10 protein-coding genes and 2 pseudogenes are annotated in these 16712 nt (G+C 69.2%); 2 read left to right on the forward strand and 10 right to left on the reverse strand.

The features are described from left to right. On the forward strand, window positions 1-1009 hold a 1009-nt coding region (locus ACZ66S_RS02330), incomplete at its 5' end, for a WD40 repeat domain-containing protein (protein WP_469899046.1). A 125-nt stretch (window positions 1010-1134) separates the two neighbouring features. Further along, a pseudogene (locus ACZ66S_RS02335) lies at window positions 1135-1927 on the forward strand (IS5 family transposase). A 36-nt stretch (window positions 1928-1963) separates the two neighbouring features. On the opposite strand, the gene ACZ66S_RS02340 reads toward ACZ66S_RS02335, so the two are convergent. The 10 genes and pseudogenes from ACZ66S_RS02340 to leuS all read right to left on the reverse strand — a co-directional run bounded on the left by ACZ66S_RS02340 (window position 1964) and on the right by leuS (window position 16688). Continuing rightward, window positions 1964-2731, reverse strand: coding sequence for a hypothetical protein (locus ACZ66S_RS02340; protein ID WP_469899047.1), 768 nt, complete (start codon window positions 2729-2731; stop codon window positions 1964-1966). A 229-nt stretch (window positions 2732-2960) separates the two neighbouring features. Next, window positions 2961-3380, reverse strand: coding sequence for a hypothetical protein (locus ACZ66S_RS02345; protein ID WP_469899049.1), 420 nt, complete (start codon window positions 3378-3380; stop codon window positions 2961-2963). After that, on the reverse strand, window positions 3377-5479 hold the full coding sequence (locus ACZ66S_RS02350) for an integrase (protein WP_469899050.1): 2103 nt from the start codon (window positions 5477-5479) through the stop codon (window positions 3377-3379). The genes ACZ66S_RS02345 and ACZ66S_RS02350 overlap by 4 nt, the downstream gene beginning before the upstream one ends. Further along, the gene (locus ACZ66S_RS02355) at window positions 5476-7215 is read right to left on the reverse strand and encodes a hypothetical protein (RefSeq protein ID WP_469899051.1); all 1740 of its coding nucleotides are present in this window, start codon (window positions 7213-7215) and stop codon (window positions 5476-5478) included. Before ACZ66S_RS02355 ends, ACZ66S_RS02350 begins: the two co-directional genes overlap by 4 nt. Next, entirely contained in the window at window positions 7212-8765 is a 1554-nt protein-coding gene (locus tag ACZ66S_RS02360) for a site-specific integrase (RefSeq protein ID WP_469899053.1), read from the reverse strand. Before ACZ66S_RS02360 ends, ACZ66S_RS02355 begins: the two co-directional genes overlap by 4 nt. A gap of 68 nt (window positions 8766-8833) precedes the next feature. Further along, window positions 8834-10762: pseudogene (locus tag ACZ66S_RS02365) on the reverse strand (ComEC/Rec2 family competence protein); the annotation flags it as partial. Next, window positions 10759-11658 carry a ComEA family DNA-binding protein gene (locus tag ACZ66S_RS02370; RefSeq protein ID WP_469899054.1) on the reverse strand — a complete coding sequence of 300 codons (900 nt, stop codon included), beginning with the start codon at window positions 11656-11658 and terminating at the stop codon, window positions 10759-10761. The pseudogene ACZ66S_RS02365 and the gene ACZ66S_RS02370, both read right to left, overlap by 4 nt. Window positions 11659-12046: 388 nt before the next feature. Beyond that, window positions 12047-12892 (reverse strand): DegV family protein, encoded by an 846-nt coding sequence (locus ACZ66S_RS02375; protein ID WP_469899055.1) that lies wholly within the window; start codon window positions 12890-12892, stop codon window positions 12047-12049. A gap of 72 nt (window positions 12893-12964) precedes the next feature. Next, window positions 12965-13699: a hypothetical protein gene (locus ACZ66S_RS02380; protein WP_469899056.1), complete on the reverse strand. Its 735-nt coding sequence runs from the start codon at window positions 13697-13699 to the stop codon at window positions 12965-12967. A 118-nt stretch (window positions 13700-13817) separates the two neighbouring features. Then, window positions 13818-16688 (reverse strand): leucine--tRNA ligase, encoded by a 2871-nt coding sequence (gene leuS / locus ACZ66S_RS02385; protein ID WP_469899057.1) that lies wholly within the window; start codon window positions 16686-16688, stop codon window positions 13818-13820. Between the last annotated feature and the right edge of the window lie 24 nt (window positions 16689-16712).

The following is a 16712-nucleotide window of genomic DNA, read 5'->3' on the forward strand; positions in this document are numbered from 1 at the left end:
GGTGGCGGTGACGCAGATCGAAGGCCGCCCGCATGCTGTCACCACCAGCTCCGACCACACGGTGCGGGTGTGGGACTTGGAGGCTGGGACAGAACGGGCCTCCCTCAGAGGCCACCTTCGGCCGGTGCTTGCGGTGGCGGTGACGCAGATCGAAGGCCGCCCGCATGCTGTCACCACCAGCTCCGACCACACGGTGCGGGTGTGGGACTTGGAGGCTGGGACAGAACGAGCCACCTCCATGGTCGACTATAGGACGGTGCTTGCGGTGGCGATAGCACAGATCGAAGGCCGCCCCCATGCCATCACCACCAGCGATGACGAAGGAGCGGTGGGGGTGTGGGACGTGGAAGCGGGGACCGCACGCACCTTCCTCGACTGCCCGGGGCTCGCGGTGGCGATTGCGCAGATCGAAGGCCGCCCCCATGCCCTCATCACTCATAACGACCTCACCAGAGACGGCAGAATGGTGCGGGTCTGGGACCTGGAATCTGGGGCCCAACGGACCACCCTCACCGGCCACACCGACCAGGTGAATACGGTGGCGGTAACCCAGATCGAAGGCCGCCCCCATGCCATCACCACCAGCGATGACAGCACGGTGCGGGTGTGGGACCTGGAGACTGGCACCGAACGGGCCACCCTCACCGGCCACACCAGCGAAGTGCTCGCGGTGGCGGTGACGCAGATCGAGGGCCGCCCGCATGCTGTCACCACCAGCAACGACCGCACGGTGCGGGTGTGGGACCTGGAGGCTGGGACTGAACGTGCCACTCTCACCGGCCACACTGACCGGGTAAATACGGTGGCGGTGACGCAGATCGATGGCCGCCCCCATGCCATCACCACCAGCAACGACCACACAATGCGGTTGTGGGACATGGTTTTAGCACATCCGGTAACCGTGACCTACATACCGCTATCGGTTTATAGGCTTGTCACGTATGGCAGTACCGCGTTCTTGACTATGGCAAGTGAGATTTTGGTTCTTGAGCGAAAGTCGGAAGAGTGAGCATGGTCGATGCGTCTGCTCATCATCCTTGCATAGGCTAACGACGACTAATGGAGCGAGCTTGACCGCGTCCTACGTAGTGAGGCGTCGTTGAGCCGGGCACGGGGCGGGGTACGTGGAGTTGGATTGTTCCGGAGGGGTTGTGGGAGATCGCGAGGCCGTTGATCCCGCCGTCCAAGGTGCGGCCGCAGGGTGGAGGCACCTTGGCCACGCCTGATGGGACGCTGTTCGCGGCGATCGTCTACGTCATGGTTAGCGGCTGCGCCTGGCGCCCACTGCCGCCCTGCTTCGGCTTTCGAAGTCGACGGCCCACCGCCGTTCCTGATCTGGTCGCGGGCCGATGTCTTGGGGCCGACAGCACGAGGCCGTGCTGCACCAACTTGACGACGCCGGCCTGGTCGATGTCACCCGCGTCGTCCTCGACACCGCCCACGTCCGCGCTAAAAAGGGGGCGAATACACAGGTCCGAGCCCCGTGGACCGCGGCAAGCCGGATTCCAAGATGCACATCTTGTCGGACGCGAACGGACTGCCCCTCCTCGTCGGCGTCTCGGCCGGCAGCACGCACGACAGTGAAGGGCTGAAGCCCATGGTCGAGGGTCGCCGAACGAGACACGACCTCGATCGCGGCCGGTTCTTCAAGCCCCAGCGGCTGTATGCGGACAAAGGCTACGACTGCGCCGACCTGCGGAAATAGGTACGCGGCAAGCGCATCGGAGTACGGATCGCACGCAAAGGCATCGAGTCCAGCGGGCGATTGGGCCGCCGCCGCTGGGTCATCGAGCGGACGATGTCCTGGCTGTCCGGCTACCGACGTCTGAACCCTCGCTACGAGCACAATCCCCGCAACTACCTGGCCTTTCTCGGCTTCGCCGCTGCTGCGTGCTGCTACAAACGACTCGTCCGCCTGACCACGTAGGACACGGCCTTAAGCCTCCTGGCCCTGCGCGTGAGGTCACGTCAGGAACGCGAACAATGGTGCAACTGCCCCCTCGATCCCAGTGACCAGATCGGAAAGTGTTGGAATGATGGGCTCGCCGCTGACGACGCCCCCCTCGCCAAAGGCAACATCAAAGCTGAACGAATGAGCCCCACCCACTCCTCGGTCGGCGCCTTCCTTGACTGCCTTCTTTACCCGAAATACTTCCTCGCCGTCTTGAAGTGGGTATGCTCTATCGGCTGGCTTCAGAGGAACCACTAGGGGGTCTATGCCAGGGACGCTAAAAGACACGTTGACACTGCCGAGAGCTACACCAGTGGTAACGAGCAGGTGATGTTTGTCCTCGATATCCAGCTGATGCAGGCGCCAGAAGCGCTCGTCGCCGCCAGAGAAGGGTTGCAGAGCCTGTACTGCCGCTATGGCGGCTGGTGATGAGCCCCTCAGGTCCGCTTGGTACCTCTCCCTGAACTTATCCCGACTCTCCGCAATCGGAAACATAGTGCGCTTATTTGGCGTCCCTCCGCCAGCTATCACCAGCTGCCAAGCAAGGTAGTCCAAGGCTGATCGCGCATTGTGGATAGCATCACCCAACAGCAGACTCATCTCGATCGGTGGGGACTCGCTTACCTTGACGCGATAGACTAGATCACCAGTCGCTAGCTCCTCCTCCGGGTGAATCCCAAACGGCCTGCGGTCTCTATATGTGCGGATCGCTCCCTCGAGCTCAGCGGTGTGCACTCGCGATCGTCCGAACTTCAATCGCACCTCGGTATCCAGACCCATATGTCCATGGTCGCCCTCGTGGGAGGATCCGCCTCTTGGCGCCCGAGTACTGGCTGGGGAAGGCAGGGCTTGGCGTTTGGCGCGACGAGTTCGCCTTCCGGCGAACCGTGGACACTCGGCGCCCCGCCAGGCAGGACAGCGACGCGGTCGCCGGTCTCCGACCAGTTCGAACAGCGCATCCGGGTTCTAATGGCCGAGATAGCACTGACCGTCCAAGCCCGCCGCCTGCTCAGCCGGCGGGAGGCTGAGGCTGGGTGGGCAGGAGGCGGACGACGGGGCCAGGAGACGCCAGTTGCTGGCGTAGCTGACGGTTCTCCAGAGTCAACTGGTTGACGACCCTGACCAGGGCCTCGCGGTCAGCCCGCAGCTCGCCGAGTTCGAGCAGGTCTGTCTCACGGAGCTCCTTGAGTTTCACAATTCGCTTGCGTAGCCGCACTTCGGCGTCCGTGGGCTGGCCCCGTTCCTTGACCTTCGCGTAGAACTCGTTCTTCAGGTCCAGGTGGCGCTGGGTGAGCGCGTTGCGGGGAACACCAGCTTCGGCGGCCAGGGCCACGATCGTCATGGCACCGCTCGAGTGCTCGGCGGCACCAGCCATGATGCGGTCCATGGCGGCGCGGATGCGGTCGCGTTCGTCGAGGGCCGGGCTCACTGATCGGACTTCCTGAGAGTGATACGGGTTAGGCGATGCTGGTCGGCGGCCTCGCGCAGGCGGGCCGCGCTGGTCCGGAAACGCTGCGCGAGAGCGTGCGGGACGTGCCGGGATTTCAACTCCAACTCCTCGGCTCGTTGTTGGAGTTGATCGGCTTGGTGGTCGGTGCGGGCGATGTTCGCGCAGGTGCTCACGCAGCGGTCCAGGGACGGGGCACTCTTGGCGCCCTCGCGCCGGCATAGTGCCTTGTCGGCCTTGTAGACGCACATCAGCAGTGCGTTCTGGTTGTCATAGACGGCCAAATCCGGGTTGCTCATGACGTTGCGGGCCTGCCGCGGGGTAATGAGGGTGCCCACGAACTGGGGTGCATGAGCTGCTGCGTTGATGGCCCGGCGGGCCGCCGGACCCGAAAGGCCTTCCCCCGCTTCCAGGCCAGCCTGGAGGTCAGCGACGGTGTCGATGGTGGCGCGGGCGGTCTCCACGTCGAGCAGATCGTGGATGCCGTCTCTGCTGCGGGCAGCATAGCTGGCACTGATTGCGGTGCGCATATGGCCGTACTGAACGGCCAGGGCTACCAGACCGCCGGGGCGGCGGGCGATGTGCCAGGCCAGTGTGCGGCGAAAGCGGGTAGCAGACACACCGCCGTGTTGGTCGGGGGGAATGGTCTCGCCCGGCCGCTCGAGGCGGACTGCTTCCCCGTTGGCCCAGGTGATGAAGTCCGTGATGCGCTGTCCCATCGTCTCCGCGTTCAGCGATCCCACCCCGGGCCGGGAGGCCATCAGGTCGTGGGCTTTGTGGTCGAACAGGAGCTGGCCGTCGGGGACGAAGCGCTCCAGGACGCGGATCGCGTGGACGACCGGGGCGATGGCGACCCACGGGACGTCGCGCAGTTGGCCCGAGGACAGGTGGTTGCCCATATCGTCGCGGGCGGTCTTGTAGACGTGCCCGCGGATGAGGTGCCTGCCTCCGTCCTCGGGGTCCGGGCAGCAGCCCGTGCGCAGGCCGAGCACTTCGCCAGGGCGCATGCCCGTCAGATAGGCGATGACGATGAAGCAGGCGGTGCCCAAATGCCTCATGAGCGTCGCAGCCTCGGAGTAGTCGATCACCGACCGCCAAGGCAAGCTGTCGACCTTGCCAGTGACGGGTGAGGCAAGAGGGCACGGTCCCGGGTTCTCCTTCACGCGTGCGCCCCATCCCCACCCGCGGGTTGCGTGCTGCAACTGCGCAATGGAGGCACCGGTGGTGCCCGCGATGTAAGCGTGGGCCAGGCGGTGCTCGCCCTTGGTGAAGACGGCGGGAACCGGACGGTTCTCGGCAGCGATGTCGTCCAGGTAAGCCCGCAGAGCCGTGCGCGAGTCACTGCTCGCCTTCTGGCTCAGGGCTGCGGTCCGCAGGCGCTGATGTTCGCTCCAGGCGGTCAGGATGTCGCCCGCGAAGTCGTCCACCATCCGCATCGCCCAGATCAGGAGCGGGCCCATCGTCTGCTCGGTGACCGGGTCGGTGGCATTCTCTCCGGCCGAGGTGGCCGCCGGGAGATAGTCATCCGCTCCCTCCTGTTCCCACGGAGGCTCACACACCCCGATCGGAGCAGGGCTGACCTGGTCAAAGGCCCACAGGCGCGTCAGGGCCGTCAGCACCCCGCTCACCTCGCCGCGAGTTAGACCGCGTCCCCGGACACCGGCCACATGCTCCTCCAGCAACTGCGGCGTGATCCCGGCGAGCGTGGTGAGACCGCGCTGGTGCAGCCAGACAGCCAGGCGCCGCCAGCGCAGCACCGTGGCGTAGAAGGCGGAGGAACCCATCCGCGACCGCCAGCCAGCCCCCCGGCCGTGGAGGAAGCCGTTCGGTAGACCACCGTTGATCATCGTCCAAGCGAGGAGCCGGAACTCTTCCCGCATTCCGGCCGGGAACTCGTTCCAGTGGATGACGTGCCGGGTCGCGCTCGGGTTGTCGACCAGAGGTGCCAGGGGCCAGGCGCTGGCGGCGTAGGCGGCGACGGGTCCGGTGTAACCGGCAACGAGCCACTCAGTACCGATGGCCGGATCACCGGGTTGAGGAAGACGGGACGGACGCGGCAAGGCGTCGGCGAGCAGGGTCACTGGGCGAAGTCCCCTTTGAGAAGGTGGTCGATCATGTCCCGGTCGGCCCCCGTCACGTCCTGGAGCGCTTTGTCCCATGCGGGTGGGCCCAAGAGTTTCCTCAGATGGTTCAGGCGGGCGTGGATGTCGTACCAGTCGGCGTGCCACTCGGCGGGATCCATGACACTTCGGAGGTTCTCCAGTGCCTGGTGGAGGTGGGCGAGACGGGGGTGGTGCCCCGGATGGATACGGGCATTGGGGCAAGCCAGACACAGCAGGAAGGAGGCCGAGCAGCTGACGCCGTGTGCGGTGAAGGGGCTGTGCTTGCTGTCGTGGCAGTCCGCTGTCGCGGCCAGTTCGTCCTGCGGGTCGGGACGATTCCGCAGAACGGCGACCAGCACCGTCTCACGAGCCTTGTGCAGGGCCGAGGCGGCCCCGTCAGCGATGGTGCCGGCGGCTTCCTGCTGTGCCTGACGGTCCGGCAGAACGTAGACGCTGTCGTGAGTGTCCTGGGTGTTCTGGCCCGGCTCACGCCGGTGCAGGACATTGACTGTGCGCCGGGTGCGCCGGAACGGCGATCCCGATAGGCCCTCAGCCCTTGCCCAGACGCTCGCGTAGGCCGTGGTCGTGCCGACGCCGAACGGTCCGACCCGGACGATGTCCTCGCCGTAAGCCCGTCCGGAACTATCGCGCCAGATCAGGAGCCGGTCCAGGTCAGGGGCCTGCTCGTGGACCACAGCGCGGGCGAAGGCGGTGACTTCCAGCGCCTGCGTAATCAGCCGTCCGGGTGAGGCGGCGCCGAAGTCGGCGAGGTTGCGGGTCTCGAAGTGTCGGCCGCGGCCTCGGCGCTGTTTCTCCAGCTCCAGCCGATAGACGGGGAAGCCGTCCTCGCCTGGATCCGGTGCCGCTCGGGGAGCGGCCAGGTGCGCTGCCGTCGACAGGTTCAGTCCGTGCTCAACGGTCAGCAGCGTCGCCAGTGCCGTCATCTCGGACAGATTGGGAAACAGGCGTCGCCACGTGTACAACGCGTTCGCCCCGCCCAGCGGCCGGATATAGCGGTAGACAGGCCTGCGCCGACCGCCCTGCCCAATGTAGTGGGGAGTGTCCCCGGTGCGGGCCATGCAGTCGAGCGCCTCACCCACCAGCCACTCGTCACTGCCCTCTGCGTACTCACCAGCCCTCCAGGCCGCCAGGCGGGCGGCGTTGGCGGTGATGCGCAGGTGAGCGGCCCTGAAAATGCGCCGTGCCACGGTGGCGACCTGTGTGAACTCGGCCGGGCCATAGGACTGTTCCGATGCCTTGACCGGGGTGCTTCGTTCGATGATGGCTTCCCGGGCCGTCTCGCTCAGGCGCGAATCCTTCCGCAGCAGCCGGGCGATGAGTTTGACCTGGGTGTTTCCCCCCGACCTTGCAGGGCGGCTGAGTTTCCACTCCTTCCAGACGACCGCCGTCACGTCGTCCACGTCCTCGACCTCCGGATGGTGCTCTGACATGAACGTCGTGAATGTCCGGACAACCCAGAACGCATTGCTACTCGTGTCGAGTGAGTCCCAGATTCCGCGTGTGCAGCACCCTGCGAACAGCCGTGCCAGTGACGCCTTAAGCGGGGCCGGTCCCTGACATTGTGCGAAGTCGTAGCGGGCGATGCGGCCCTTCTTGTCGAGGTGTTCGACCAGCAGCGTGCCCGGAACCTGCGTCGGCGGTCGGCGGGGAGGCTCACCGGGCGGCAGTGCCGCCTTGCGTCCACGGCGGCTCATGCCGCGGTCATTCTGTCGTCGATGTCCTGGATTCCCTCGGCTTCCCGGGCCAGCCGGGCGAAGACCGAGTCGAGCGACCCTGCCGCAGCCTCACCCGCCTGCGATGCGGGCGCTGTTGCCAGCAAAGACCGTAGTTGCAGGTCAGCGACCGGCGCCAGATAGTGCTCGACAGTCGTCTCACGGCTTGCGTGACCGAGTAGATCCTGGACCATCCGCCAGGGGTCGCCGTAGAGCAGCCGGTAGTCCCGGCGTTCCTCCGGAGTGAGACCGAACCGCTCGTCCATGAGGTGATGCAAGATCACCAACATGTAGAGCGCGAAACTGTGCCGGCATCCGTGCGGCGTCAGATAGGGCGCATCCACCACACCTGGCACCAGCCTCAGCGGGCTCGTGCCCTCGGGCGCAAGGACCTTCTTGCACCGCGTGTTGGCAGTCCTGAAAACGCCCTCCCACGAGGACGGCAGGAACGGCAGGCCCTGCTCGTTCAGCCACAACCACAGCGGCTCAGGACCGCGCGGACCCTCGGTGTAGAACGTCAGTCGTTTCGCGGCGGTGGCTAGATTCAGGTCGGTCTCACCCACAACACCGTCCTGGTCGTACCAGTGGATGATCCGGCGGGGGCCTCCGGTGACCTCGGTGACCAGCCGCATCTCGGGCAGGCTCTCGTATCGGCCCGCCGCCTGGGCCTTGCGGATCACTGCCGCCCGGGAAGACTCCGCGTAGCTCTCGATCTCTCCCACCACACCGGCCGAGACGTAGTACGTGCGCGACTTCTTGGACCGTGTCACCGCCTCGGCCACCCGGCCCGCGTAGTAGCGGCCGCCGTCAAGCTTCAGCGTCGGGACCTCGAACGTCAGCAGCGAAGACCCCTCCAGCAGCCGCATTCCCGAGCTGTAGAGCAGGTGGGCGCAGGCGACGTTGCGATCCTCCAGTCGTCCGGCCCACTCACGTGTCGGCAGTCCCTCCCGGGTCTGGCAGCGCAGGCCCACGTCCACCCAGCGACGGAAGGCACGCGGAGTAAGCCAGTGCACGTTGCTGCCTTTGGCGTCTCCCGATCTAAGCAGGGGGATCTCCATCATCTTCCCGTCCCGGCCCATGATTTGATGGGTCAGCACAGGGTTCACCGGCACAAACGCGTTGCTGGCACGGCAGGCCCAGTTGTACAGACCGCTCAATGCCGCGAGTTCACGATTCCACTTCGCCCCACCCACATGCTGCGGATTGGCAGGGGCCTCTTGACGCCAGTACTGATAGTCGCTCAGGTCAGCGGCGTCGGCCTGCGTCCATAGCTTCCCCCTCTGCCACAAGAAATTGAAGTAGAGGCAGAGGTCAGTGACGTAGTTACGCTTCGTCTCAGGGGTGTAGTGGACGAACGGGGAGCTGCTGAAGTAGAGGCCCAGCAACTCGTCGACCCGGTAATCCGGTGCGAGCAGAATGGGAGAACCTGGGCGTACCCCCACCGACGCCTCCCGGGCGGCAAGGTCCTCCCACCCCGTCAACGGGTCCAGCCGGGTACGGTTCTGCGCCCTTGCCGTCGGTACCCAAAACATACGCCATTCCGCCACAGTCCCGCCCTGCTATATCGGCTTCAACACGCTGATCCAACAGGGAAGGTACGACACATCGCCAACCGCCAGCCCGGCGGCGGCCACCCCGTGATCACCCGGGTCAACGGCGGCGGCTGCACGACCGCGAGCACGAACACGAACGCGCAGACGGCGCACCACCAGGGATGTCCCAGCAACCGCCGCCCGACGAGCAGCACCAGCCCGGTGACGAGAGCGAGCAGCCCCGCCCCCGTCCAACTGCCCGGCCAGTCCACTCCCCCGCCGGGCAGCGACGCCCCCGTCCGGGCGACGTCCGCGATCCACCCGGCGGGCCAACTCGCGCCCCAGGCAAGCGCCTCGGCCACCGGCATCGCCACGGGTGCCGTCGCCAGCGCCGCGAAGCCCAGCACGGTGGCCGGGGCGACCGCGAACTCCACGAGCAGATTGCACGGCACCGCCACCAGGCTGACCCGCGCCGACAGCACGGCGACCACCGGCGCGCACAGGGCCTGCGCGGCAGCGGCGGCGGCCAGCGCCTCCGCGAGCCGCGGCGGCACCCGGCGCCGGCGCAACGCCAGGCTCCAACGCGGCGCGAGCGTGAGCAGGGCCCCGGTGGCCAGCACGGAGAGCAGGAAGCCGTAACTGCGGGCCAGCCACGGGTCGTACAGCACCAGCAGCAGGACGGCCGTCGCCAGCGCCGGGATGAGGGACCTACGGCGTCCGGTCGCGAGGGCGAGCAAGGCGACGGCTCCGCAGGCGGCGGCCCGCAGCACGCTCGGGTCCGGCCGGCACACCACGACGAACCCGAGGGTAAGCCCGCCGCCGAGCAGCGCGGTCGCCCGCAGCGACACCCCGAGGCGGGGCGCAAGGCCCCGTCGTTCGACGAGTTGGGCGAGTCCGGGCGGCCCGATGAGCAGGGCGAGCAGGATCGTGAGGTTGCTGCCCGAGACGGCGAGCGTGTGTGCGAGGTCGGTCTCCTTGAAGGCCTCGTCCAACTCGGGTGTGATCCGCGCGGTGTCCCCGACGACGAGCCCCGGCAACAGGGCCCGCGCATCCGCCGGCAACCCGTCGGTGGCCTCCCGCAGCCCCGCCCGCAACCGCCCCGCGAACCTCTGCGTCCCCGACGCCTCCCCCACGACCTCGGGGCCGGCCCGGTCCCGCACCCGCAGAACGGCCGCGACCCGGTCGCCCCCGACCAGCGCCGGCGCGGCACGCGCGGTGACCCGCACCCGCGTGGACGGCAACAACCCGAGCCAGGGCGAGCGAGCGGGACCTTCGACGGCGGGCGTCGAGCCGTGCGTGGCCCTACCGGCCCCACTGCCCCTACCGGCCCCATCGCTCCCGGAACGGTCGGCGGCCGTCAGCTCTCCTCCCGAACCGGCCCCCGCACGCGCGTCGACGATCAACAGCACCGGCGCCCTCGTCGCCACCACTGCCCCGTCCTCCGTCTCCACCCGCCGGACGTCGGCCTCGATGACGACAGCGGTCGGGGCCGCGTGGTCCCCCGTGATCCGGGGCCGGGTCAGCCGGGGGTCGGCGGTCACCTGGACCTCGGCGGTCACGGTGGCGTACTGCCGGGCCAGCGCGGGCACCGGCCCCCGCCGCAGATCGGCGCCGTGCAGTCCGGCCGAGGCGGCGGCCGCCGCGACACAGAGCAGCACGGCGGCGACCGGCACCCGGCCGTTCCCACCGGGGCCCCGTGTCCCCCTCACCGTCCACCGCCCCTGCGCCTGCCCCCGCCCCCGTCCCCGCCACGACAGCAGCGCGCAGGCGAGGACCAGACAGCCGGCCACCAGCCCCGTGAGCCATCCCGACGACACGTCCAGGGCCACCGCGGCCGTGGCCCAGGCGGCGAGAGCCGCCGGTACCAGCCGCAGATCCGTGGGCCCCTCCTGCCGCGGGTGAGCACTCCCGAGCCGCGTCCCCGAGGCGGCGTGCACAGTGGCCCGTGCACGTGACGCCTCCTCGTGCCTCCGCGGCACCTGCGGGCCGCGCCTCATGGCTGTACGAGATTCCGCAGATCGGCGAAGCGGCGGTCGCCGATGCCGTTGACCTCGCGCAGTTCGTTCACCGAGCGGAAGCCGCCGTGCCGGGTGCGGTAGTCGAGGATGTGCTGGGCCAGCACGGGGCCGACGCCGGGCAGGGTGTCGAGCTGGTCGACGGTGGCGGTGTTCAAGGAGACGGGAGCGGTCGCCGTACCCGCCGGACCACCGGCGACGGGACCGCCCGCGCCGGGTACGGGGGCCGGTGCGGGTGCGGCGGGGCCGCCGACGACGACCTGCTCGCCGTCCACGAGGAAGCGCGCCCGGTTGAGCGTGTCGGTGTTCGTGCCCGGCCGCACGCCACCGGCCGCCTTCAAGGCGTCGGCGACCCTCGAACCGGCCGGCAACCGCTGGATCCCCGGTTCACGGACCTTCCCGCCGACGTCCACGACGATCTCGGCGCCGGCCGATCCCGCCGCGCCGGGGCTCCCGCCCGGGACAACGGACCCGGCCACCTCCTGCCGTCCGCCGGCACCGGTCCGCCCCCTCTCCGCGCCGCTCTCCCCGAACGGGGCCGCCGCGCGCACCACTTCGGGCGCCTGGACGGAGTGTGTCCGGCCCGTCCAGAAGTGCTGCAGGGCGAACACGGCGGCCACGACGAGCAGTACGGAGAGCGCGAGTACGCTCCGCCGCTCCAGCCCGCACCGCGTCTGCAACCACACGGGCATCCGCTCCCGCAGAGCCGCCCCGGCCCGCTCACGCAGGACACCGGGACTGCCCCCGGACTCTCCCCAACTCCCTTCCAGGGGACGGTCGTCCGGGAGAAGTTCCTCCACGATCCCCGCGGCCTCGTCCTCCGGCGGCGGTCCCTTCCCCGAGTCCCTTCGCTCCCCCGCCCGTTCGGCGAAGAGCACCTCCGCCCGCCGCCGGAGTTCGTCCGCCGAGGCGGCGTGCCGATGCCGGACCCGGCCGCCCTGACCCCGGTCACGATCCCGGTCACGGTCCCGGTCCCGGCCCTGACCCCGGTCACGGTCGAGGTCCCGGGTGTCAGACGGTCGGCGGTGTCGTGAGCGTCCGTCGGATCGAGGTCCGCGGCCCGGCCCGCTGGTCGCCGTAGCTGTGCGTGAGCGTGATCGAAGTGCCATGCGCCGAGGATCGGACACCTCCGCGCCCTCGCGATGATCTTGGTCAATTCCCGGGGATTACCCACCGGTTGTGGAAAACCCGACCACCCGGACGAGTGACGAACCCACCTCTACGACCGCGGACCCCTACCTCGCCGTGCGCCCTCATCCCCCGGGCTCACCGAGGCGAGACCACGACCCCCAGCAACCCAGGCCCCGTATGCGCCCCGATCACCGCCCCGACCTCGCTCACATGCAGATCCGCGAGTCCCGTCAGCCGGGCCCGCAGCCGGTCCGCGAGGGCCGACGCCCGGTCGGGGGCGGACAGATGGTGGACCGCGATGTCGACCGGCGCGCTGCCGGCCCGGTCCGCCGCGATCTCCTCCAGGCGGGCGATGGCCCGGGACGCCGTCCGCACCTTCTCCAGCGGCTCGATCCGTCCGCCGACGAGCTTCAGCAGCGGCTTGACGGCGAGCGCGGAGCCGAGGAGGGCCTGCGCGGCCCCGATCCGGCCGCCGCGGCGCAGATAGTCGAGGGTGTCGACGTAGAAGTACGCGGAGGTGCCCGCGGCCCGTTTCTCCGCGGCCGTGACCGCCTCGTCGACGGTGCCGCCCGTCTCCGCGGCCTCGGCGGCGGCGAGCGCGCAGAACCCGAGCGCCATGGCGATCATGCCGGTGTCGACCACCCGCACCGGCACCGGCGACTCGCGCGCCGCCATGACCGCAGCGTCGTAGGTGCCGGAGAGCTCGGCGGACAGGTGCAGTGACACGATGCCGGTCGCGCCGGACTCGGCGACCTTGCGGTAGTGCTCCGCGAAGGCCTGGGGGCTGGGTCGCGAGGTGGTGACGGGGCGTCGCTTCTGGAGTGCCTGGGCCAGCGACCGGGCGGTGATCTCGGTGCCCTCCTCCAGCGCGCGGTCACCGAGGACCACGGTCAGGGGTACCGCTGTGATGCCGTGCCGCTCCATCGTCCCCTGCGGCAGGTAGGCCGTTGAATCCGTGACGATCGCGACATGGCGGGACATGAGCTGGAGGTTACCTGCCGTAGCGTCCGGGTGGCAGCCCGGCCCCTGTGACCTGGGGCTGCCGTGTGCGGATCAAGTGGTGCTCTCGGGACGGGGTTTCTTCTGCCAGGGATAGGTGGGGCGAGGCCCCGGCGGGGTGATCGCGGGCCGCGTCGGCTCCTCCGCGGTAGGGGAGCCGGACGTCCCGGGCCAGGTCTGCCGCTCGGGACCGGCGTCGGCGGCGGGCGCCTCGGGCCACGGGGGCGGAGTCGCGGCGGGCTCCGTCTTCGTCCAGTGCCGCAGGGCGCCGGACTCGACGTCGATCTGCGCGCTCAGTGTGTCCAGGTCGTCGTCGGCGAAGCGGCGGGCGCGGTCACGGGCCGCCCAGCGCAGGGCGTCAGCCGACTGTGTGATGCGCTCGGTGCGCTCCCGCAGGCCCGGCAGGCGCTCGGCGAGCGTCGCCCGGTCGGGTTCGGACTCCAGGCGCTTGAGTTCGCCGTCCAGTTCGTGGCCGTGCGCGCTGAGCCGCTGGAAGAGGCCGAGGGACTCCTTGAGGGATTCGTCCTCGGCGACGCCCGCGTGCAGCGCGTCCTGGGTGGCCCGCATCGAGGTGCGCAGCCTCAGCCGCAGTTGGGCCAGTTCACCCGCCGGGCCGAGCTGGGCGAAGGACTTGGCGCGCAGGGTGTGGTCCTCGACCGTGCGCCGGGCCTGGGTGATGGTGCGGTCCACGCCGCGCTTGGCGGCGCCGACCACCTTCACCGTGGCGTAGGCGCCGAGCGCCACGAAGAGCACGAAGAGCAGGGCCACGATCGCGATCACTGCTTCCACGTAACTCCTCCTCAGCCCGGCCGGCGGTCGCCTGCCGTTCCTCCAAGGTAAACGCGACGGGCAGGCCCGGAGTTCCGGAGGAACCCCGAACCTGCCCGCACGAGACCCTTAGGGGGCGTCACGCCGGAACGATGTTCACCAGCTTCGGCGCCCGCACGATCACCTTGCGGATGCCCGCCCCGTCCAGCGCCGCCACGACCTTCTCGTCGGCCAGCGCGACCTTCTCCAGCTCGTCGTCGGAGATGGCCGGCGAGACCTCCAGGCGGGCCTTGACCTTGCCCTTGATCTGGACCACGCAGGTCACGGTCTCGTCCACGACGTACCGCGGGTCGGCGACCGGGAAGTCCTGGTGGACGACCGAGTCGGTGTGGCCCAGCTTGTGCCACAGCTCCTCGGCGATGTGCGGGGCCAGCGGCGTGATCAGCAGCACCAGCGCCTCGGCGATCGGACGCGCGACCGCGCCGCCCGTCTTGGTCAGGTGGTTGTTCAACTCCGTGACCTTGGCGATGGCCGTGTTGAAGCGCAGGCCCTCCAGGTCCTGGCGGACCCCGTCGATCGCCTTGTGCAGGGCGCGCAGCGTGGCCTCGTCGGGCTCGGCGTCGACGACGGTCACCTCTCCGGTGGCCTCGTCGACGATGTTGCGCCACAGCCGCTGCAGCAGGCGGTACTGGCCGACCACCGCGCGCGTGTCCCACGGCCGCGAGACGTCCAGCGGGCCCATCGCCATCTCGTACAGGCGCAGGGTGTCGGCGCCGTACTCCTCGCAGATCGCCTCGGGGGTGACGGCGTTCTTCAGGGACTTGCCCATCTTGCCCAGCTCGCGCTTGACCTGCTCACCGGCGTAGAAGAACTGGCCGTCGCGCTCCTCGACCTCGGCGGCCGGTACCGGGAAGCCACGGCTGTCGCGGTAGACGAAGGCCTGGATCATGCCCTGGTTGAACAGCTTGTGGAACGGCTCGGCCGAGGAGACGTGTCCCAGGTCGAACAGGACCTTGGACCAGAAGCGCGCGTACAGCAGGTGCAGCACGGCGTGCTCGGCGCCGCCGACGTACAGGTCGACGCCGCCGTGCGGCTGACCCGCGCGGGGGCCCATCCAGTACTGCTCGATCTCGGGGTCGACCAGGACGGAGTCGTTGTGCGGGTCCAGGTAGCGCAGTTCGTACCAGCAGGAACCGGCCCAGTTGGGCATGGTGTTGGTCTCACGCCGGTACTTCCGGGGGCCGTCGCCCAGGTCCAGGGTGACGTTGACCCAGTCCTCGTTGCGGGACAGCGGGGTCTCCGGGGAGGTGTCCGCGTCGTCCGGGTCGAAGGTGCGCGGCGAGTAGTCCTCGACCTCGGGCAGTTCCAGCGGCAGCATCGACTCGGGCAGCGAGTGCGCGATGCCGTCCTCGTCGTAGACGATCGGGAAGGGCTCGCCCCAGTAGCGCTGGCGGCTGAACAGCCAGTCGCGCAGCCGGAAGTTGACGGTGCCCTCGCCGATGCCCTCGCGCTCCAGCCACTCGGTGATGCGCGCCTTGGCCTCGACGACCCCCAGGCCGTCCAGGGAGACGCCCCGGCCGTTGGAGTTGATGATCTTGGCGTCGTAGGACGAGAAGGCGTCCTCCCACGTCGAGGTGTCGGTGCCCCGGCCGTCGGTCGGCTCGACGATGCACTGGATCGGCAGCTCGAAGGCGCGCGCGAACTCGAAGTCGCGCTGGTCGCCCGCCGGGACGGCCATGATCGCGCCGGTGCCGTAGCCCATCAGGACGTAGTCGGCGATGAAGACCGGGATCCGTTCGCCGTTGACCGGGTTGGTGGCGTACGCGCCGATGAAGACGCCGGTCTTGTCCTTGGCCTCGGCCTGCCGCTCCACGTCGGACTTGGAGGCGGCCTGCGCGCGGTAGGCGGCGACGGCCTCGGCGGGCGTGGCGTGGCCGCCGGTCCACACGTCGTGCGTGCCCTCGGGCCACTCCTGCGGCGTGAACTTCTCGACCAGCGGGTGCTCGGGCGCCAGCACCATGTAGGTCGCGCCGAACAGGGTGTCGGGGCGGGTGGTGAAGACGGTGATGCGCTCGCCGTCGATCGGGAAGTCGACGCGGGCGCCCTCGGAGCGGCCGATCCAGTTGCGCTGCTGCAGCTTGATGGCCTCGGGCCAGTCCAGCTCGTCCAGGTCGTCCAGCAGGCGGTCGGCGTACGCGGTGATCCGCATGTTCCACTGGCGCAGCTTGGCCTTGAAGACCGGGAAGTTGCCGCGCTCGGAGCGGCCGTCGGCGGTGACCTCCTCGTTGGCCAGCACGGTGCCCAGGCCCGGGCACCAGTTGACCGGGGCGTCGGAGGCGTAGGCCAGGCGGTACTCGCCCAGGAGGTCGGCGCGCTCGGCGGCGGTCAGGGAGTCCCAGGACCGGCCGCCGGGGACCGCGCGCTCACCGGACTCGAACGCGGCCACCAGCTCGGCGATCGGGCGCGCCTTGTTCGCCTCGTCGTCGTACCAGGAGTTGAAGATCTGCAGGAAGATCCACTGGGTCCACTTGTAGTAGTCCGGGTCGATCGTGGCGAACGACCGGCGCTTGTCGTGGCCCAGGCCCAGCCGGCGGAGCTGGGACTTCATGTTGTTGATCGCGGCCTCGGTGGTGATCCGCGGGTGCTCGCCGGTCTGCACGGCGTGCTGCTCGGCGGGCAGGCCGAAGGCGTCGAAGCCCAGGGTGTGCAGGACGTTGTGCCCCGTCATCCGCTGGAAGCGGGCGAAGACGTCGGTGGCGATGTAGCCCAGCGGGTGGCCGACGTGCAGGCCGGCGCCCGAGGGATACGGGAACATGTCCATGATGAACTTCTTGGGCTTGGCAACCAGCTCGGGGTCGCCCGCCAGGTCGCCCTTGGGGTTCGGCGCCGCGTAGGTGCCGTCGGCGTCCCAGAAGTCCTGCCAGCGTGCCTCGATCTCGGCCGCGACGGCGGCCGTGTAGCGGTGCGGCGCGGCCACCTCGGCGGGGGCAGCGGGGTTCGTCTCGCTCATGTCCTCAAAGCTCCATCGATCGTC

Source organism: Streptomyces sp. NPDC107471 (assembly GCF_055582845.1).